Origin of the sequence: Erwinia sorbitola, from assembly GCF_009738185.1 — a bacterium.
GTDB classification, from domain to species: Bacteria; Pseudomonadota; Gammaproteobacteria; order Enterobacterales; family Enterobacteriaceae; genus Erwinia; species Erwinia sorbitola.
Map to the genome: position 1 here is coordinate 4,035,996 of NZ_CP046509.1, position 19,137 is coordinate 4,055,132.

General features: G+C 53.6%; 19 protein-coding genes. 12 read left to right on the plus strand and 7 right to left on the minus strand.

All coding sequences use genetic code 11. The features are described from left to right. Nucleotides 1–19: 19 nt before the first annotated feature. Nucleotides 20–523 (plus strand): M48 metallopeptidase family protein, encoded by a 504-nt coding sequence (locus GN242_RS18360; protein ID WP_154752798.1) that lies wholly within the window; start codon nucleotides 20–22, stop codon nucleotides 521–523. A gap of 20 nt (nucleotides 524–543) precedes the next feature. On the opposite strand, the gene GN242_RS18365 is transcribed toward GN242_RS18360, so the two are convergent. From GN242_RS18365 to GN242_RS18380, 4 genes are all read right to left on the minus strand, one after another. Then, nucleotides 544–1,680: a hypothetical protein gene (locus GN242_RS18365; protein WP_156287981.1), complete on the minus strand. Its 1,137-nt coding sequence runs from the start codon at nucleotides 1,678–1,680 to the stop codon at nucleotides 544–546. Between the two features lie 146 nt (nucleotides 1,681–1,826). Then, nucleotides 1,827–2,765, minus strand: a complete 939-nt coding sequence (locus GN242_RS18370) for a TPM domain-containing protein (RefSeq protein WP_156287982.1) — start codon at nucleotides 2,763–2,765, stop codon at nucleotides 1,827–1,829. A gap of 9 nt (nucleotides 2,766–2,774) precedes the next feature. Further along, entirely contained in the window at nucleotides 2,775–3,389 is a 615-nt protein-coding gene (locus GN242_RS18375) for a LemA family protein (RefSeq protein ID WP_156287983.1), read from the minus strand. A 69-nt stretch (nucleotides 3,390–3,458) separates the two neighbouring features. Further along, a complete protein-coding gene (locus GN242_RS18380; RefSeq protein WP_154752799.1) occupies nucleotides 3,459–5,159 on the minus strand; it encodes a chloride channel protein in 1,701 nt (566 codons plus the stop codon). Between the two features lie 130 nt (nucleotides 5,160–5,289). On the opposite strand from GN242_RS18380, the gene GN242_RS18385 reads away from it, so the two are divergent. From GN242_RS18385 to sstT, 3 genes are all read left to right on the plus strand, one after another. Next, on the plus strand, nucleotides 5,290–6,276 hold the full coding sequence (locus GN242_RS18385; protein ID WP_154752800.1) for a Gfo/Idh/MocA family protein: 987 nt from the start codon (nucleotides 5,290–5,292) through the stop codon (nucleotides 6,274–6,276). Nucleotides 6,277–6,594: 318 nt separating this feature from the next. Further along, nucleotides 6,595–7,557, plus strand: a complete 963-nt coding sequence (locus GN242_RS18390) for a TerC family protein (protein ID WP_156287984.1) — start codon at nucleotides 6,595–6,597, stop codon at nucleotides 7,555–7,557. A 209-nt stretch (nucleotides 7,558–7,766) separates the two neighbouring features. Then, nucleotides 7,767–9,005: a serine/threonine transporter SstT gene (gene sstT, locus GN242_RS18395; RefSeq protein ID WP_154752802.1), complete on the plus strand. Its 1,239-nt coding sequence runs from the start codon at nucleotides 7,767–7,769 to the stop codon at nucleotides 9,003–9,005. A 96-nt stretch (nucleotides 9,006–9,101) separates the two neighbouring features. On the opposite strand, the gene GN242_RS18400 is transcribed toward sstT, so the two are convergent. From GN242_RS18400 to uxaC, 3 genes are read right to left on the minus strand one after another with little or no spacing between them, the layout of a single operon-like run. Beyond that, nucleotides 9,102–10,592, minus strand: a complete 1,491-nt coding sequence (locus GN242_RS18400; protein ID WP_156287985.1) for a UxaA family hydrolase — start codon at nucleotides 10,590–10,592, stop codon at nucleotides 9,102–9,104. A gap of 10 nt (nucleotides 10,593–10,602) precedes the next feature. Continuing rightward, nucleotides 10,603–12,051, minus strand: a complete 1,449-nt coding sequence (locus tag GN242_RS18405) for a tagaturonate reductase (protein WP_154752804.1) — start codon at nucleotides 12,049–12,051, stop codon at nucleotides 10,603–10,605. 22 nt (nucleotides 12,052–12,073) lie between these two features. Further along, a complete protein-coding gene (uxaC, locus tag GN242_RS18410) occupies nucleotides 12,074–13,483 on the minus strand; it encodes a glucuronate isomerase (RefSeq protein WP_154752805.1) in 1,410 nt (469 codons plus the stop codon). Nucleotides 13,484–13,842: 359 nt separating this feature from the next. Here uxaC and GN242_RS18415 point away from each other — a divergent pair, with 359 nt between their 5' ends. From GN242_RS18415 to GN242_RS18450, 8 genes are all read left to right on the plus strand, one after another. Further along, nucleotides 13,843–15,150: an MFS transporter gene (locus GN242_RS18415; RefSeq protein WP_154752806.1), complete on the plus strand. Its 1,308-nt coding sequence runs from the start codon at nucleotides 13,843–13,845 to the stop codon at nucleotides 15,148–15,150. 130 nt (nucleotides 15,151–15,280) lie between these two features. Continuing rightward, nucleotides 15,281–16,057, plus strand: a complete 777-nt coding sequence (gene exuR / locus GN242_RS18420) for a transcriptional regulator ExuR (protein WP_154752807.1) — start codon at nucleotides 15,281–15,283, stop codon at nucleotides 16,055–16,057. Nucleotides 16,058–16,375: 318 nt separating this feature from the next. After that, nucleotides 16,376–17,050, plus strand: a complete 675-nt coding sequence (locus GN242_RS18425) for a DedA family protein (RefSeq protein WP_154752808.1) — start codon at nucleotides 16,376–16,378, stop codon at nucleotides 17,048–17,050. Beyond that, the gene (gene mzrA, locus GN242_RS18430; RefSeq protein WP_154752809.1) at nucleotides 17,050–17,439 is read left to right on the plus strand and encodes an EnvZ/OmpR regulon moderator MzrA; all 390 of its coding nucleotides are present in this window, start codon (nucleotides 17,050–17,052) and stop codon (nucleotides 17,437–17,439) included. The genes GN242_RS18425 and mzrA overlap by 1 nt, the downstream gene beginning before the upstream one ends. Nucleotides 17,440–17,633: 194 nt before the next feature. Then, the gene (locus GN242_RS18435) at nucleotides 17,634–18,005 is read left to right on the plus strand and encodes a DUF1090 domain-containing protein (protein WP_154752810.1); all 372 of its coding nucleotides are present in this window, start codon (nucleotides 17,634–17,636) and stop codon (nucleotides 18,003–18,005) included. Between the two features lie 47 nt (nucleotides 18,006–18,052). Beyond that, nucleotides 18,053–18,358, plus strand: coding sequence for an ElaB/YgaM/YqjD family protein (locus GN242_RS18440; protein ID WP_154752811.1), 306 nt, complete (start codon nucleotides 18,053–18,055; stop codon nucleotides 18,356–18,358). Nucleotide 18,359: 1 nt separating this feature from the next. Continuing rightward, nucleotides 18,360–18,752 carry a phage holin family protein gene (locus GN242_RS18445; RefSeq protein WP_156287986.1) on the plus strand — a complete coding sequence of 131 codons (393 nt, stop codon included), beginning with the start codon at nucleotides 18,360–18,362 and terminating at the stop codon, nucleotides 18,750–18,752. Next, nucleotides 18,753–19,034: a YqjK-like family protein gene (locus tag GN242_RS18450; RefSeq protein ID WP_154752813.1), complete on the plus strand. Its 282-nt coding sequence runs from the start codon at nucleotides 18,753–18,755 to the stop codon at nucleotides 19,032–19,034. Nucleotides 19,035–19,137 lie beyond the last annotated feature (103 nt).

The following is a 19,137-nucleotide window of genomic DNA, read 5'->3' on the forward strand; positions in this document are numbered from 1 at the left end:
TTTCTTTACCGGAGTTGGTATGTCGTCGCTTATTTATCTGCAAGGTTACCCTGAATCACTGCTGTCACAGGTACGTACGCTGATAGAACAGCAGCGTCTGTCGGAGGTGCTGAACAAGCGTTATCCCTCCTCACACAGCATCACCAGTGATAAAGCACTGTACGATTATGCACTGGATTTAAAAAACCAGTCGCTGCGCAATGCACCACCGCTGAACAAGGTAATTTACGACAGCAAAATTAAGGTGATGAAGCACGCGCTGGGACTGCATACGGCGATTTCACGCGTGCAGGGCGGCAAGCTGAAGGCCAAAGCGGAGATCCGCGTTGCCACCATTTTCAAAAATGCCCCGGAGGCATTTCTGCGGATGATCGTGGTGCATGAGCTGGCGCATATTAAAGAGAAAGATCACAACAAGGCGTTTTACCAGCTCTGCTGCCATATGGAGCCACAGTACCATCAGCTGGAGTTTGATACACGCCTGTGGCTGACAGCACAGGCGCTGGAGGGGCGCGAGGGATAACATGATGAACGCGCGCCTGGCTATCGGCTGGGCAGCGATTTCACTTCGCTTTTGTTGAAGGGGATACAATCCTGTGCCGCTGCAATCAGCGCGTCATTTAGTTGCTGATCGTACTGTCTGTCGCCAGGTCTGAAGTTCATACTTTTTTTGTAAACCTCGAGCACATTAACCGGGCAAATCAACCTGATATCTCCGAAAGAGTACATTTTCACACCATGAATAACATAGCGATCTCTGTTCTGTAGCAGAGCCAGCTTCCACTGAGTCTTATCCAGCAGCTCGACCGGGTAATCCTTATCCTGCACCAGAAACGTATGGATTTGATAGTCAGCGACGCCTGACAGTTTCATGGTGGCATGAATAATCAATATGGGTATTGACGTAATGATCCATGACATACAGAACAGTCCTGTCAGCGCGGCGGCAATGATTTTCACTATTCTGACCGGCAACGCTGCTGTTATTTTCTCTCGCAGATAGACAGCAACTGGAAAGAGAGCAAAAATAATGACAATGATGGAGGTAAAAGCAGCGTAAATCATTACCTTAATTTCGCCTGCATGGTCAGGAAGCTGTAACTTGCCAAAAATCAAACTTAAAGGGCAGGCATAGAGAAATGAAACTAAAAAGAGTGCAGATGGAATAAGACAGAAAAAAGTCCTGTAACCTTCCCTTTTTGTTTTTTTGTTTTTAAATCTCAATACCTCTGAAACTGCCTTTCGGTTAAAAAAATATCCGGAGAACAGTGAGATAAACAGCATTCCGCTAACCGCGATAGTGAAAACTTTCCAGCTACTGAATTTTTTCGCCTCGATAAGCCATACGGCCATAAAAAAAACCATTATCGCCAGCAGGTGAATAATTACGGAGAGCCTAATAAAGTTATCTTTAATTTTTTGATAGTTATAAAAAACTTCATTATCTTTTTTTATAATAAGGGAGATTAACAAGGAAGGTATGTAAAAAATCAGGCAAATCATGCAGACACTGCATACCAGAAACATCGCAACAACAACAAATAAGTCCTTGAAGGTAATAGACTCAAGAAAAACATCCAGCCGCCCCATGCGATTCAGATAGAGCCATATCGTCCCCAGCGCCATCAACGTGCTGATAAATGTGGGTGTCACAATTGAAATCAAAGAGGGTTTTTTCACGATCCTGGTTCCTCCAATCTATCGGCTTACCGGCCAACGGCCTGAACTGTTCTGCTATCCAGTACGGGCGCGGATTGAAAGCCTTCACCTTTTCTTTTTTACCCCTGACGCCCATACGAAGGATCTTCGGTTTTAGCGCATGCTGGTTACCATTTCCCCGAAGCCCCACCACCACCGCTGCGACCACCGCCACCGCTAAAGCCACCATCACTGCCGCCAGAATCGCTGCGGTCATCGGAACGACTGTTTGAGCTGTCATCCGAACGGTCGCGGCTGCCGCCACCGCCGCCAAACAGGGTGCCGATCAGCGATGAGATGATCATCTGCACCATCAGACTGCCGCCGAACAGCAGGCCCACATTGTCACCACTGATACTCTCAACGCCCGAAGTCACCAGCGTGCTGAGAGTTGAAATGCCCGTCACAATCCCGCTGACAAACAGCCCCCGCACCAGTGGATTACGGCGCAGGAAGAAGAACGGCAGAATCATCATGCCCAGTAGCCAGAGGCCAATGCTGCCGCCGGATAGCGTGATGGAATCATCCGATACAGGACGGGGAGCGGGTTCCGCCACCGGACGCGGCGTGGCTACAGGAGCATCCCCGGCTACCGCTACACCCAGCTGGCGCGAGATCGCTTCTACGCCCGCGACTAATCCCTGACCAAACTCACCCTGCTTAAAGCGAGGAATGATGGTGCCGTTGATCGTCTCGCTGGCCTGTACGTCAGTAAAATCCCCTTCCAGGCCGTAACCAACTTCGATACGCACGGTACGGTCATTTTTTGCCATCACCAGCAGCAGGCCGTCATCGCGTTGTTTATCGCCGAGTTTCCATGCTTCAAATACCCGGATGGCGTACTGCTCAATGCTGTCATCGCCGGTGGTGTCAACTGTCAGGACTGCCAGCTGATGTCCGGTTTTTTTCTCCAGGGCCATAATCTGTTCGGTTATCTGCTGCGCTTCTGTCGCATTCAGCACCCCGCTCCGATCGGTAACCCGCTGCTGAAGCGTCGGGACGGGCACCGTCGCAGCCATGCCGGTGAACGGCAAGCAGAACAGCAAAATCAGGGTAATAAATCGCATGGTTAACCCTTATTTGGCATGAGCTGGCGGGGTGAAATCAACTTCAGGAGCAGTGGAGATCTGCTGCACATTTTTCGGCTGGAAGTTCTCTTTACGCTGGTAACCCATAACTTTCGCCGTCAGTGAGCCAGGGAACTGGCGGATCAACAGGTTGTACTCCTGAACCGCACGCACATAGCGCTGACGCGCCACGGTAATGCGGTTTTCCGTGCCTTCCAACTGCACCATCAGGTTGTTAAACATTTTATCGGCTTTTAAATCGGGGTAGCGCTCGCTGATTATCAGCAGGCGAGACATGGCACTGCTCAGTTCTGACTGCGACTGCTGGTAAGCCTGCATGGTCTGTGCATCTTCCGGGGCGTTCTGTACCTGCGTCAGGCTGCCGATTTTAGCGCGGGCGTCAGCGATACTTTTAAATACCTCAGCTTCATGGCTGGCATTGGCCTGGGCGGTAGCAACCAGATTAGGGATCAGGTCGGCACGGCGTTGATACTGATTAAGCACTTCTGACCATTCAGCGGAGACCGCTTCGTCGCGCTGTTGAATCTGGTTATAGTCACAGCCGGAAAGCCAGAACATCAAGGGCAACAGCAGTAGCCAGCGCACATGCACAAGGAATGACATAATTTTGTCCTTAAAATGAAAAAGTGGCAGGCGGCATTATACAGACCCCGCCCTAACGTGCTGTTTTAGTCAGATAAAATCTTTCGCCTGACGGATCAGGCTGGTCTTGGTCAGGGCACCAAGATATTTACGCTCCAGCGGATTATTCAGTACCGGCAGGCGCTCCAGCGTCACCTGAGCAAAGGCATCCCAGCCCTCTTTAATGGTCTGGTTCTCATACACCGTCGGGAAGTTGGCATCCATAACGCAGCTGACCGGTGAGGTCAGGGTGATCTCTTTATCCAGCACTTTGTGCGAGATATCGTGGATTGATACCGCCCCGAGAAACTCCCCCTGCTCACTGATCACATAGACAAAACGTTCACGTTTCAGCGAGCTAACCGCCAGCGCTTTGCCAACGGAGTCCTGCGGCGTCAGCGCCGCGCCGGAGACAATAAACTGCGAAATGATGCCGTTATCAAAATCAAACTTGGCATCGGAGCGGCTGAAGTGGCTGGTCATCACTGAATAGGTGCTGCTGGAGTGCAGGCGATAAACCGTCATTGAGGCAAGCACGCTGGCGATCATCGCCGGGAAGAGCAGACTGCTGTTAAGCGTCATCTCCAGCACCATCAGCATCGCCATCAGCGGTGCCTGACTCACTGACGCCAGCACTGCGCCCATCCCCACGGCGGCAAACACTTCGGCATTACCGACGGGGAAACCGGCGGCGGAGGCCAGCAGCGCCACCATTTCCCCCATCAGCGCGCCAATCAGCAGCGCCGGGGTAAACAGGCCGCCGACCGCGTTAGAGCCGACGGAAATTGCCGTCGCCAGCATCTTAAGCAGCAGCAGGGCCAGCAGCACTGGCAGCAGAAAATCTCCCGCCATAATGCGCACAATTACCTCATAACCGTTGCCGAGTATCTGTGTACTGCCGATAGCCAGCGTGCCCACCAGCAGCCCCCCCAGACCGAGGCGCAGCGGCAGGCTGCTGATGGGGGCGAAGAGACGCTTACTCTGACCAATCAGCCAGATCATCGCCCAGCCCAGCAGGCCCGCCAGCAGCCCGATCGCCACGGTCAGGGCAATGCTGCCCGGCGTCAGATCAAACTGGCTGTGAGAAAAAGGATACATCGCAGAACGGTGCCCCAGCGACCACATGGTCAGCACCGCAACGCCGGAGGCGATAATCAGCGGGATCAGTCGCTGCATGGCAGAGATGCCAAACGCTATTTCTGCCACAAAAATCGCTGAGGCCAGCGGCGCATGATAGACAGATGACAGCCCGGCTGCGGCGGCCATCGCCACCACATCGCTGTTTTTCAGCGGCAGCGATTTGAACCACCAGCGCCCCATCAGGCTGCCCGCTAATGCCGACAGCTGCACCATCGGCCCTTCGCGCCCGATGGAAGCACCGCTGCTGATACTGGCCAGTGAAGAGAGGCTTCGAAACAGTGAAGTGCGGGCAGGTACCGCATCCAGTTGAGCGTTGATCACTTCCAGATAATCGGTACGCACCGTCTGTTTTTGCTCAATGGCGGTGGCATAGCGCAGGAGGAAACCGGCAATCAACCCGCCTATACCGACTATCAGCGGCCAGCAGTACCAGGGGTAAACGCGCATCGCCTGGGTGATATCGGTCTGCCCGTTAAACACCAGGCCATCAATCAGGTTAATCGCCTCACGGAAGCCCAGCGTCACCAGGGAAGCCACCAGCCCCACCGGGATAGCGATCAGAATGCTGATCCAGTTAAGTGCATGTTTGCTTTGCGGGCTGCGAACGCTCATCGGGTTCCCTCGGGATGATTTTCTCTATCGTGCGAGAGGTGGAAGGAAAAATCAAATATGCTGGTTTAGTCATTGCCCTGCGAAACATGCATGATAATCTGGCTTTTTTGCTAATTCGAACAGGAACGCTATGATTCGCTTTGCCGTGGTTGGAACCAACTGGATCACCCGTCAGTTTGTTGATGCAGCCCATGAAACCGGAAAAATGAAGCTGACCGCCGTTTACTCGCGCTCGCTGGAGCAGGCAAAAACCTTCGCCAGCGATTATCCGGTAGAACTGCTGTTTGATTCCCTGGAGCAAATGGCGCAGTCCGATGCTATTGATGCGGTCTATATCGCCAGCCCTAACGCCCTGCACTGCCCCCAGTCACTGCTGTTCCTGCGCCACCGTAAACACGTTATCTGCGAAAAACCCCTGGCGTCGAATCTGCACGAAGTTGAGGCGATGATCGCCTGCGCTGCTGAGAACCAGGTGGTGCTGTTTGAAGCGTTCAAAACTGCCAGCGTGCCGAACTTCCTGACGCTGCGACAGGCGCTGCCGAAAGCAGGCACGCTGCGCAAAGCCTTTCTCAACTACTGTCAGTACTCCTCGCGCTACCAGCGCTACCTCGATGGCGAAAACCCCAATACCTTTAATCCTGCATGGTCTAACGGCTCGATTATGGATATCGGCTATTACTGCCTCGCTACGGCGGTCAGCCTGTGGGGGGAACCGGTCAGCGTCAGTGCCAGCGCCACCCTGCTGGCGAGCGGCGTTGACGGGCATGGTAGCGTGATCCTTAACTACGGCGATTTTGACGTCACCTTGCAGCACTCGAAAATCAGTCAGTCTACGCTGCCGAGTGAAATTCAGGGGGAAGAGGGGTCACTGGTGATTGAGCAGGTATCTGAATGCCAGCGCATCAGCTTTGTGCCGCGCGGTGGCAAAGCGCAGGATCTCACTCAACCGCAGCATATCAATACCATGCTGTATGAGGCGGAAGTGTTTGCCTGCCTGGTTGAGAGCCATCAGGTTGATCATCCGGGGCTGGAGACGTCGCGTATTACGGCGAAATTGCTGACGGAGATCCGCCGTCAGACCGGAGTCGTATTCCCGGCAGACAGCGCCGCTGTGTAAATATTTCTAAATATGACTGAAGAATATTGACCTGCGGCAGCGGCCAACCTATCTTTTGCCACAGCAAAGGGGAGTAACTTCTTCGTCAGTTAATCGTCAATACGACATCCTCATGATGTCCGGTTACTGAGCAACCAAATCCTGGTTGTAAGTGAGACCTTGCCGGAAGGCGAGGTTTTGCTTACAGCATCAATAATATTGTGGCTGATCCCTTCCGATATCCCCCTACAGATTTCATCTTGCAGTCAGGCGTAAGTGCCTCTGCCACTTGAAAGATGACGGGTATCTGACCATTTTATTTTGTTTGGGATGCTTAAAATGAACACAGTCGGCACACCGTTACTCTGGGGCAGCTTCGCTGTCGTGGTGGTAATTATGCTGGCGATCGACCTGCTGTTGCAGGGCCGTCGCGGCGCACACACTATGACCATGAAACAGGCAGCCGCCTGGTCGCTGGTCTGGGTGACTCTCTCGCTGTTATTTAACGCTGCCTTCTGGTGGTATCTCACCGGCACCGCCGGGCGCGAGGTCGCGGATACTCAGGCTCTGGCGTTCCTCACCGGTTATCTGATTGAAAAAGCGCTGGCCGTCGACAATGTGTTTGTCTGGCTGATGCTGTTCAGCTACTTTGCTGTCCCTGCGGCGTTGCAGCGCCGGGTGTTGATTTATGGCGTACTGGGCGCGATTGTGCTGCGTACTATTATGATCTTCGCCGGTAGCTGGCTGGTAACACAGTTCAGCTGGCTGCTCTATATCTTCGGCGCGTTTCTGCTGTTTACCGGTATCAAAATGGCACTGGCGAAAGAAGATGACGGCGCCATCGGTGATAAGCCGCTGGTACGCTGGCTGCGCAGTCGGATGCGTATGACGGACAAAATTGAAGGCGAGCGCTTTTTTGTGCGTAAAAACGGGGTACTGTTTGCCACCCCGCTGCTGCTGGTGCTGATTATGGTGGAGTTAAGCGACGTGATTTTCGCCGTGGACAGTATTCCGGCCATTTTCGCGGTCACTACCGATCCGTTTATCGTACTGACCTCCAACCTGTTTGCCATCCTCGGCCTGCGCGCCATGTACTTCCTGCTGGCTAACGTAGCAGAGCGCTTCTCGATGCTGAAATATGGCCTGTCGATTATTCTGGTGTTTATCGGCGTGAAGATGCTGATTGTTGATTTCTTCCATATTCCGATCGCAATTTCACTCGGTATTGTCGGCGGTATTCTGGCACTGACGCTGATCGTGAATGCCATCGTTAACTACCGTAACGACCATAAGACTTCCTGATCGCCATCCCGGGGATGACCAGAAAATGGTCATCCTCTTCTGCTGCCGCTTTTGCCCTGTCAGACAGATCCATTTGCAGGCTGGCGGGTTGAAACAGCGCATTTTTCCCTTCCCCTGCCTGCTCATTTCCTTATACTCCCCTGCGCAAACACACAATGCCCCGGCAGCGCCGGATGGCAGAACATCGATAAAGATAGCGATTTTAAAATATGCGTACAGAAAACAGTGGTCGTGGGCTGGTTCAGCGCCTGTTGCAGGGCAGCCTGGTAACACAAATTTTGATCGGACTGGTGGCAGGTATTGCCCTGGCCTGGTTCTCGAAAAGTAATGCACTGGCGGTGGGACTGCTGGGCGAGCTGTTTGTCAGCGCGCTGAAAGCCGTGGCACCGCTGCTGGTGCTGGTGCTGGTGATCTCTTCCATTGCCAACCATCAGCAGGGGCAGAAAACCAATATCCGCCCGATTGTGATGCTCTATCTGCTCAGTACCTTTTTTGCTGCGGTGGTGGCGGTAGTCGCCAGCCATATGCTGCCACAGACGCTGACCTTAAAGACGGCCAGCACTGAGATTGTGCCGCCGTCCGGGATTCTGGAGGTGCTGCACGGGCTGCTGATGAGTATGGTTGCCAACCCGATTGAAGCGCTGATGAAAGCTAACTATATCGGTATCCTGGTGTGGGCTATCGGCCTTGGCTTTGCTTTCCGCCACAGCAGCGAGAGCACCCGCACCTTCCTCAACGATGCTTCGGATGCGGTAACGCGTCTGGTACGTATTGTGATCCGCTTTGCGCCTATCGGTATTTTTGGTCTGGTGGGTTCGATTCTGGCGTCCACCGGCTTTGATGCGCTGTGGGAATATGCCAGCCTGCTGATGCTGCTGTTGGGCTGTATGCTGCTGATGGCGCTGGTGTTTAACCCGCTTCTGGTGTGGTGGCAGATCCGCCGTAATCCCTATCCGCTGGTGTTTACCTGCCTGCGTGAAAGCGGCGTGACGGCGTTCTTTACCCGCAGTTCTGCCGCCAATATTCCGGTGAATATGGCACTGGCGAAAAAACTCGGCCTGGATGAAGACACCTATTCAGTGTCAATTCCGATTGGGGCAAATATCAGTATGGCGGGCGCGTCGATCACCATTACCGTGCTGACGCTGGCGGCAGTGCATACGCTGGGGATCCACGTTGATGTTGGTACAGCCATTCTGTTAAGCCTGGTGGCATCGGTCTGTGCCTGCGGTGCTTCTGGCGTAGCGGGCGGTTCACTGCTGCTGATCCCGGTGGCCTGTAATATGTTCGGCATTCCGAATGAAGTGGCGATGCAGGTAGTGGCCGTGGGCTTTATTATCGGCGTGTTGCAGGATTCAGCAGAAACCGCGCTGAACTCGTCAGCGGATATTTTGTTTACCGCAGCGGCATGTATGGCGGAAGATCGTCGGGTTGAACAAAACGCGTAATTTTGGGCGAGGCGTGCCTCGCTCCAACGAAGATGAGGTTCACCGTAGGGGTCGGGCATGCCCGACCCAATTATCCGGCAGCGACAGGCCGCCCCTTTACAACGTCACCCCGCTTTTAAATATTGCCAGCTCGCGGAAATCATTCACTTCATTACGCGTCTGCTGCCCGTTGGCTATCGCCACGATGGTATCGACAAACTGCGCCAGCAGCGCAGGCATCTCAACGCCGTGGATCAGCTGCCCGGCATCAAAATCAATCCAGTGTGGCTTCTTGGCTGCCAGTTCGCTGTTGGTGGCTAACTTCACCGTAGGAACAAAACCACCGTAAGGTGTGCCGCGTCCGGTACTGAACAACACCATATGGCAGCCTGCACCGGCCAGCGCGCTGGTGGCAACCGCATCGTTGCCCGGTGCACTAAGCAGGTTAAGGCCCGGCTGCTTCAGGCGTTCGCCATATTTCAGCACGTCGACCACCTGGCTCTGCCCTGCCTTCTGAGTACAGCCCAGCGATTTCTCTTCCAGCGTGGTGATCCCGCCCGCTTTATTTCCCGGCGACGGATTCTCATAAATCGGCTGGTTGTGAGCGATAAAGTACTGTTTAAAGTCGTTTACCATACTGACGGTTTTGCTGAAGGTTGCTTCATCGCGGCAGCGACTCATCAGAATACGCTCCGCGCCGAACATCTCCGGCACTTCCGTTAGCACCGTGGTTCCCCCGTTGGCGATCATCTGATCAGAGAAACGCCCCAGCAGCGGATTAGCAGTGATGCCTGAAAGACCGTCCGAACCACCACACTCCAGCCCGAATTTCAGCTCGCTAAGACGGCCCGGCTGGCGACGATCGTGGCGCATTACTGCATACAGTTCATGCAGCAGCGCCAGTCCGGCCTCTACCTCGTCGTCCTGCTGCTGGCAAATCATAAACTTCACCCGCTGATCGTCGGTCTCGCCCAGCGTTTCCCGGAAGATATCCACCTGATTATTTTCACAGCCAAGACCAATCACCAGCACCGCACCGGCATTAGGATGCCGTACCATATTTTGCAGCATGGTGCGGGTGTTGACATGATCCTGACCCAGCTGGGAGCAGCCAAACGGGTGGCTGAACAGATGCACTCCGTCAATACCGGCCGCTTCAGACGTCTCTTTAAGGAAACGTTGCAGGATCTGGCGGGCAATACCGTTAACACAGCCGACAGTGGGCAGGATCCACAGCTCATTGCGGATCCCCACCTCTCCGCTGCTGCGGCGGTAAATCTGTACTTCACGGTCGGCGGCCTGCTCCGGCAGCGAAGCAAACGCGGGCTGATACTGATACTCATCCAGGTCGCTGAGATTGGTGCGCGCATTATTGGAGTGAATAATCTCCCCGGCGGCGATGGGCTGAGTGGCATGACCGATAGGCAGGCCATACTTCATGACCTGTGCATTGACTTCCAGCGGTTCCAGAGCAAATTTATGCCCGCGCCCCACCGCCTGTTTCAGCACCAGCGCATGCTCTGCAACGCTGACTATTTCGCCCTCTTCGAGGTCACGTAAGGCGACAGCGACGTTATCCAGGCTGTGAATTTTAATGATGCTTTGCATGGTTTCCGCCTTAGTTGATCTGCGCCATAGCTGCGCGCATGCCAAGCGTTGTGATCTGCTGCAACTGCGTTGTCACGCGCTCGGCCAGCCCGGGAAGCTGAGTGAGATCCTGCTCCCAGTGGGCGACGTCACTCAGCACCTCATCAACCAGCTGGCGCAGAGAGATATCATGGCAGTCGACCTGCGGCCATAGCGTGGCAAAGCGCTCTAACCAGTGTGCGTCGTCCTGGAGCGGATAGCGCTCACCGTTACGTTCACCGCGGTAATAGGCCAGCAGCGCCGCCAGGGCAAAACTCAAACGCGGTGAAGGCTGACCCTGATGTTCCTGCTGCCACAGCAGCGCAGGAAGCAGACGGGTACGGAATTTCGTCATGCCGTTCAGGGCAATAGCGCTGAGTTGATGGCGGATAAATGGGTTACGAAAACGGTTCAGTACGCTGTCGGCAAAGGCGTCCAGCTCTGCTTTTGGCTGTGTCAGCGTCGGGATAATCTCCTCGCGCAGGGTGCTGTCGATAAACGCCGCTATCGCCGCATCCTCCATGGCTTCCCCTACTGACTCCAGCCCGGCGAGATACGCCACCGGCACCATCGCAGTGTGTGCACCGTTGAGGATCGCCACTTTCCGCTCTTTATAAGGTTTGATGTCATCCACCAGCAGGATATTCAGCGGCAGCTGGTCGAGCCGCAGCTCTTGCGCCACCGATGCCGGCCCCTGGATCACCAGCTGGTAATAGACCTCACCCGCCACCAGGTAGTCATCCAGATAACCGAGCTGCTGCTCCAGTTCGCTGGCATCATCCGGGTAACCGGTGACAATACGATCCACCAGCGTTGAGCAGAAGGTATTGTGCTGCTCCACCCACTGCACAAAGGCGGCAGGCAGCTGCCATGCATCGGCAGTTTGCAGTACCCGGGCACGTAACGCCTCGCCGTTGTCGTCAATCAGTTCACAAGGCAGCATCAGCCAGCCTTTGTCCGCTGCGCCGTCAAAATGCTGCCAGCGAGCCAGCAACAGGCGGGTCAGCTTGGCCGGATAGCTTACCGGTGGTGCAGATTCCAGCGTATCTGACGGGTCAAAATAGATCCCCGCCTCCGTGGTGTTGGAGAAGACAAAACGCAGTTGTGGATCCTGCGCCAGTGCCATAAATGCAGCAAACTCCTCTACGGGCTGGATTTCCCGGTTAACTGAGCGGATCAGGCGCGGCTCGCTTACCACTTCGCCCTGTGCGTTGATACCGCGAATGACGGTGGTATACAGGCCGTCCTGGCTGTTCAGGCTGCGCGGGCTGCCGCTACTAAGCGGGCGCACTACCACAACCCCTGCCGCCAGGTCAGTATGTTGATTCAACTGGTCGATCTGCCAGTCGATAAAGGCACGCAGGAAATTGCCTTCACCAAACTGAATGATGCGCTCAGGATAGTGTGGCCCTGGAAAGTCTTTTCGGTTCAGCTTACGCATCTTATATCCTCTGTGGCGTGCTCTACAGCTCAATGGCAAAGTAGTCGCGTGCGTTGTTAAAGCAGATGTTCTGCACCATTTCACCCAGCAGCGCGATATCGCCTGGCGCTTCACCTTTTTCCACCCAGCGGCCAATCATCTGGCACAGCAGGCGACGGAAATATTCATGACGGGTATAGGAGAGGAAGCTGCGGCTGTCGGTCAGCATGCCAACAAAGCGGCTTAACAGCCCCATTTGTGCCAGCTGGGTCATCTGCCGCTCCATGCCATCTTTTTGATCGTTAAACCACCATGCCGAACCAAACTGCATCTTGCCCGGCTGACCTTCACCCTGGAAATTGCCCGCCATGGTAGCCAGCACTTCGTTATCACGCGGGTTGAGGCAGTAGAGGATGGTTTTTGGCAGCGCGTTATCGCGATTCTGCGCATCGAGCAGGCGCGACAGTGGCTCCGCCAGCGGACGGTCGTTAATCGAGTCAAAGCCGACATCCGGCCCCAGCAGCTGGAGCTGGCGGCGGTTGTTATTGCGCAACGCACCAATGTGATACTGCTGCACCCAACCACGGCGGGCATATTCCGCACCAAGCCATACCAGCACAGCGGTTTTAAACTGGGCGATTTCGCTTTCCTGCGGAGTGTTACCGGCCAGGCGACGAGCCAGAATCGCGTCCAGCGTGGCGTCATCAGCCTCGGCGTACAGCACCACATCCAGTGCATGATCAGAGACTTTGCAGCCGTGTGCCGCAAAATGGTCGAGCCGTACATTCAGAGCGCGTCTGAGGTCATCAAAACGAGTGATATCGACATTGGCAACCGCAGAGAGCGTTTGCAGATAGTCAACAAATCCTTCCGCTTCAATATTAAAGGCTTTATCCGGCCGCCAGCTTGGCAGCACTTTGGTGGTGAAACTGGCATCTTCGGCCAAAGCACGATGATGGCGCAAATCATCCACCGGATCGTCTGTGGTGCCGACCATTTTTACCTTCATCTGCTGCATGATGCCGCGTGCGCTGAAGGCATCCTGCTCCAGCAACTCATTGCACTGGTTCCAGATTGTGTCGGCGGTCGCGGGAGAAAGCAGCGTATTAGTAATGCCAAACGGGCGACGCAGCTCCAGATGCGTCCAGTGGTAGAGCGGGTTACCGATGGTATCCGGCACCGTACGTGCCCAGGCATCAAATTTGGCGCGATCGCTGGCATCACCGGTACAGAGCGCTTCCGGCACGCCGTTAGCCCGCATCGCCCGCCACTTGTAGTGATCCCCCTTGAGCCAGATGTCATACAGATTTTTGAAGCGGTAATTTTCCGCAATCTGCTGTGGTGGCAGATGGCAGTGGTAATCAAAGATTGGCTGTTCGGCTGCGTAATCATGGTAAAGCCGACGGGCAAATTCACTGTCCAGTAAAAAGTCTTCACTCATAAAACGTGACATACGGGTCTCTCCTGCATTGTCTCAATGCCAGTAAAGTTATCATACCAATTATGACCAGCGCTGAGATAATAGTGAGAAACCGATCACAAAAACACTACTAATTATCCGTGAATTATCCAGCCAGCCATCTTTTAAGGCGCTACCCTCCTGTATTTTCAGCCATTTTATTATCCCCCATTGTAAAAATGGTTTTTGTGATGGCTCTCAACTTTTAAACCTGTATGACAAGTTATCGTAGCGGCGTTCGATACTGAGCAGGCAAGGTTGTCGTTTAAAGACGGTGCGGGGGCTTTATCCCGCCCTATACAGGTGCACGCCAGCGGCGGAGCATCAATAATAATGACGGGAAGAGGTTTTAGATGCGTAAAATTAAAGGGTTACGCTGGTATATGATCGGTCTGGTGACCATCGGTACCATTCTGGGTTATCTGACGCGTAACGCCATCGCCGTGGCGGCCCCCACGCTGGAGACTGAGCTGCATATCACCACGCAGCAATACTCTTATATCGTTGCCGCATATTCGGCCTGCTACACCATTATGCAGCCGGTTGCGGGCTACATTCTGGATGTGCTGGGCACCAAAATCGGCTATGCCATGTTTGCCATTCTTTGGGCGATATTCTGTGCCGCTACCGCGCTGGCGGGCAGCTGGGGCGGACTGGCATTTGCACGTGGTGCGGTGGGTGCGGCAGAAGCAGCAATGATCCCCGCCGGGCTGAAGGCGAGCAGTGAGTGGTTCCCGGCGAAGGAGCGCTCCATTGCCGTGGGCTATTTCAATGTGGGGTCTTCGATTGGCGCCATGCTGGCACCGCCGCTGGTGGTGTGGGCTATTGTCGCGCACAGCTGGCAGCTGGCCTTTGTTATCACCGGTATTTTGAGCATGATCTGGGCACTGTGCTGGCTGGTGTTCTACAAACATCCGAAGGATCAGAAGAAACTTGATCCTGAAGAGCGCGAGTACATCCTTTCCGGCCAGGAAGCGCAGCATCAGACTAACAATGGCAAAAAAATGTCCGCCTGGCAGATTATCCGTAATCGTCAGTTCTGGGGGATTGCTCTGCCACGTTTTCTGGCTGAACCCGCATGGGGGACGTTTAACGCCTGGATCCCGCTGTTTATGTTCAAGGCATACGGCTTCAATCTGAAAGAGATTGCCATGTTCGCCTGGATGCCAATGCTGTTTGCCGACCTCGGCTGCATTGTCGGTGGCTATCTGCCGCCATTATTCCAGCGCGTGTTTGGCGTTAACCTGATTGTCTCCCGTAAGCTGGTGGTTACGATGGGCGCGGTGCTGATGATTGGCCCGGGCACCATTGGCCTGTTTACCAGCCCGTATGCAGCCATTGCTTTGCTGTGCGTGGGCGGATTTGCTCACCAGGCACTCTCCGGCTCACTGATCACCCTCTCTTCTGACGTCTTCGGACGTAATGAAGTTGCTACCGCCAACGGCCTGACCGGCATGGCAGCCTGGACAGCCAGTACCATGTTCGCTCTGGTGGTCGGCGCACTGGCGGATACCATGGGCTTCAGCCCGCTGTTTGCCGCGCTGGCAGTATTTGATCTGTTAGGCGCTGTGGCTATCTGGACACTGTTGAAAAACAAGCCGATCTCCGAATTAGAACAGGAGAAAAGTGCACGACTGGCAGGCGCTGTCACTCAGCCTTAAGCGCCCTCCAGACCATCACCGATCCGGGGTGTCTCTTTAGCCACCCCGGTCTCCCCCCTCATTTACCTGAACCTGCAAAAAGTGGTATAACAAATTCCATTCTCAGAGTGTTCTAACGGGAGTCTGGAGCATGGAACAAACAGAGTCACGCCGCCTTTATCAGCAGCTTGCCACTGAACTGAAGCGCCGCCTTGAGCAGGACGTGTATCAGGTGGGCGATAAACTACCCGCAGAACGTTTTATTGCGGAAGAGATGGGCGTCAGCCGCACCGTCGTGCGCGAAGCGATTATTATGCTGGAGGTGGAGGGTTACGTGGAGGTGCGTAAAGGCTCCGGAATTCACGTGATCTCTCAGCGTCAGCAGAACCGCGTCAATACCAGCAGCCAGTTAGAATTTGCCAGTTTTGGCCCATTTGAGCTGTTACAGGCGCGCCAGCTGATTGAAAGCAATGTCGCTGAGTTTGCCGCAACCCAGGTGACTCGCCAGGATATTCTGCAATTAATGGAGATTCAGGCACAGGCACGAAAAGAGGATCGCTTTCGCGATTCAGAATGGGATATGAAATTTCACGTGCAGATAGCGATGTCGACGCAAAACAGTGCGCTCGCGGCCATTGTGGAAAAGATGTGGTTACACCGCCTGCATAACCCCTACTGGCTGAAACTGCATGAACATATTGATGACAAATCCATTGAGAGCTGGTGCTCCGATCATGACACCATTCTTAAGGCCCTGATGCGTAAAGACCCGGCAGCCAGCAAGCTGGCGATGTGGCAGCACCTGGAAAATACCAAACAAATGCTGTTCCACGCTACCACTGATGATTTTGAATTTAACGTTGACCGCTATATGTTTGCCGAAAATCCGGTCGTCATGCCAGATAGCGTGACTAACGACGAAAAGTAGCAGTTATCCCTCAGGCTGGCCCCTTCGTTGAGTCAACATACGTTCAATAGTGTCAGCCTGTGTAAAACTCCTTTCAGACAGTCGATTCCAACGGTAAAACATCGTTGGACTTGCGTTTCTTCCTGTCCAGGCTATCGTAATTTTGTTACAATTATCCGCTTCTTTTTACCCTTCCACGCGGGTAACGACAAGCTGTGGTATTCACCCGCTCTGCTGTTGAACCGCGTTCGTTAACTGGCTAAAAAGCACCGAATATAACGATTAATTAAGTGTGCGAAAAACCGTGAAACGAGCCAACTATGATGTTCAGGACGACTAATGGATATTTTTAAATCCCTTGTGCATGCCCTCTGGCAACAGGATTACGCAACGCTGTCGGATCCGACGCTGGTCTGGGCGATCTATTTTATCTTGTTTATGATTTTATTCCTGGAGAATGGACTGCTCCCCGCCGCCTTTCTTCCCGGTGACAGTTTGCTGATCTTGGTTGGCGTGCTGATTGCCAAAGGCACCATGAATTTTGCGCTGACCATTTGTATCCTGACCACTGCCGCCAGCCTCGGCTGCTGGGTAAGTTATATTCAGGGGCGATGGCTGGGCAATACGGTCATAGTACAGAAATGGCTGGCACATCTGCCTGCGCAATATCATCAACGCGCACATCAGATGTTTCACCGTCACGGGCTATCCGCACTGCTGATTGGCCGCTTCATCGCCTTTGTGCGTACACTGCTGCCAACCATTGCCGGGCTTTCCGGCCTGAGCAATGCACGGTTTCAATTTTTCAACTGGATGAGCGGTCTGCTTTGGGTTGTTATATTGACGGTGCTTGGCTTCGCTTTAGGGAAAACACCTATTTTCCTCAAATACGAAGATCAGATGATGTTTTGCCTGATGCTGCTTCCACTGGTATTACTGGTGTTCGGGCTGTTCGGGTCGCTGTACGTTCTTTGGCGTAAAAAACAGTCAACTAATGAGAAAGGAAGCTCATAATGCCTGGTTTTATTAAGTTATCCTCACGCACGCTGCGACTGCTGCCGCTCATGACGCTGGCGGCACTGGCTCTGGTGGCTCTGGCCCTGATGCCCGCTCTGTTTCGCAGCGAGAGTTCTTTGCATATCCGTGCGTCCCGGCATGGCACTACGCTGCCAGATGGGTTTTACGTTTACCAGACGCTGAGTGCTCAGGGTATCCATATCAAGAGCATTACCCCTGAACAGGACTCTCTGGTCATCAAGTTTGACTCAATGGAACAGAGTGATGCTGCGGAAAAAGTCCTGCGTAAGCTACTGCCCTATGGGTTTGATATTGCACGTCAGCAGGGCCATGGCGCGGCAAACTGGATAAATCGCATTAGCTTTAGCTCCCAGTCCGTTGGTTAACTGATGCCCGCCCCGCCACTTCCTGACAGCGCTGAAGTCACTAAGAATGCTCTCTTTTTCATCTTTCGTACTTTACAGCCTATGATTTTTAAGCAGTTACGGTCTATGCTTAATAAGCATTACTAAGGAACCCTTATCAACAGGATAGAATATCTTTAATGCAGATATTCACACAAAGGAAGGTAACGTTCATTATGAGAAATCGGATTATTTTAGGCATCAGCCTGCTTACCCTGGCAACTTTCGCTCAGGCAAACAGCGTTTGTAAACAGAAAGAACAGGCCATTCTGAAACAAATCGATTATGCGAAAAAATATGGCAACCATTACCGGGTAGCAGGTCTGGAGCGGGCATTAAGCAATGTACGCACCTACTGTTCCGATGCCAGCGTTCAGGCTGCACATCAGCAAAAGATTCAGCAGCTGGAACAAAAAGTAGCTCAACGTGAACAAGAATTAAGGCGCGAAAAGGCGCAAGGTAACAACCGTAAGAAGATTGCAAAACTCGAAAAGAAACTCGCTGAAGCCCAAGAAAAGCTGAGAGAAGCGAAGTCTTCTCCCTACTAAAACCTGCTTGTGGCCAGCGCCATTAAAACTAAATTAAGGAGTTTTTAATGTCCAGAGATACCACATCAGAACACCTGCGTGCCGAGCTGAAAAACCTGGCTGACACCCTGGAAGAAGTGTTAACCACTTCTGGTGAGAAGTCCAAAACTGAGCTGGATAAATTGCGTAGCAAAGCCCAGAGCGCACTGAAAGATACCCGTGCCCGCCTTGGCGATTCCGGTGACCGTATTGCCCAGACTACTCGCGAAGCAGCTGACCGCGCCGACGTTTATGTTCGCGATAATCCGTGGACAAGCGTTGGTATTGGTGCCGCAATCGGTGTGGTATTAGGCGTGCTGCTGACCCGTCGTTAATATGGCCGAGCATCAACCAAGCCACGGCCCCGGCAAAGGGGTCATTAACATCGGGCAGCGTATCGTCACCACTCTGGTGGGGATGGTAGAAACGCGCGTCCGGCTGGCGGTGGTAGAGCTGGAAGCTGAGAAAGCTAACCTTATACAAATGCTGTTAATGGTTGGCCTGACGATGTTGTTCACTGCCTTTGGTCTGATGAGCCTGATGGTACTGATTATCTGGGCAGTGGATGCGCAATATCGTTTGATGGCTATCGGCATTACCACCGGTTTGCTATTCGGCCTTGCGCTGATTTTCGGTCTGTGGACGCTGGCCAAATCACGACGTTCAACGCTGCTCAGTGCCACCCGCAGGGAGCTGTCTGAAGACCGCAAGCTGTTGGAGGATGAGTAAATGAGCCGCGAACGTGATGCCAGGAAAGCTCAACTGTTGCGTCAAATCCAGCAACAACGGCTGGATTTGAGCGCCGGACGTAAAGCCTGGCTGGACACTACAGCCCGCTATGACCATGGTTTTCTGGCGTTACTGAGTGCCAAACGCTGGCTGACCGTTGGCAGCGGAGTAATGGCCATCTGGTCAGTACGTAATCCGCGCTTTATGGGCCGCTGGGCAAGACGCGGCCTTGGTGCATGGAGTACCTGGAGGATGGTGCGTAACTATCTGCCGCGCCGCTAGTCCCCCGAATCTACAGACTCAAAATCTATCTACTTGTCCTGACTGAAGTTGCCAAGACCATAGCGGCAACTTTAGTCAGGACAAGTAGCTCCAGTTTTCTTGA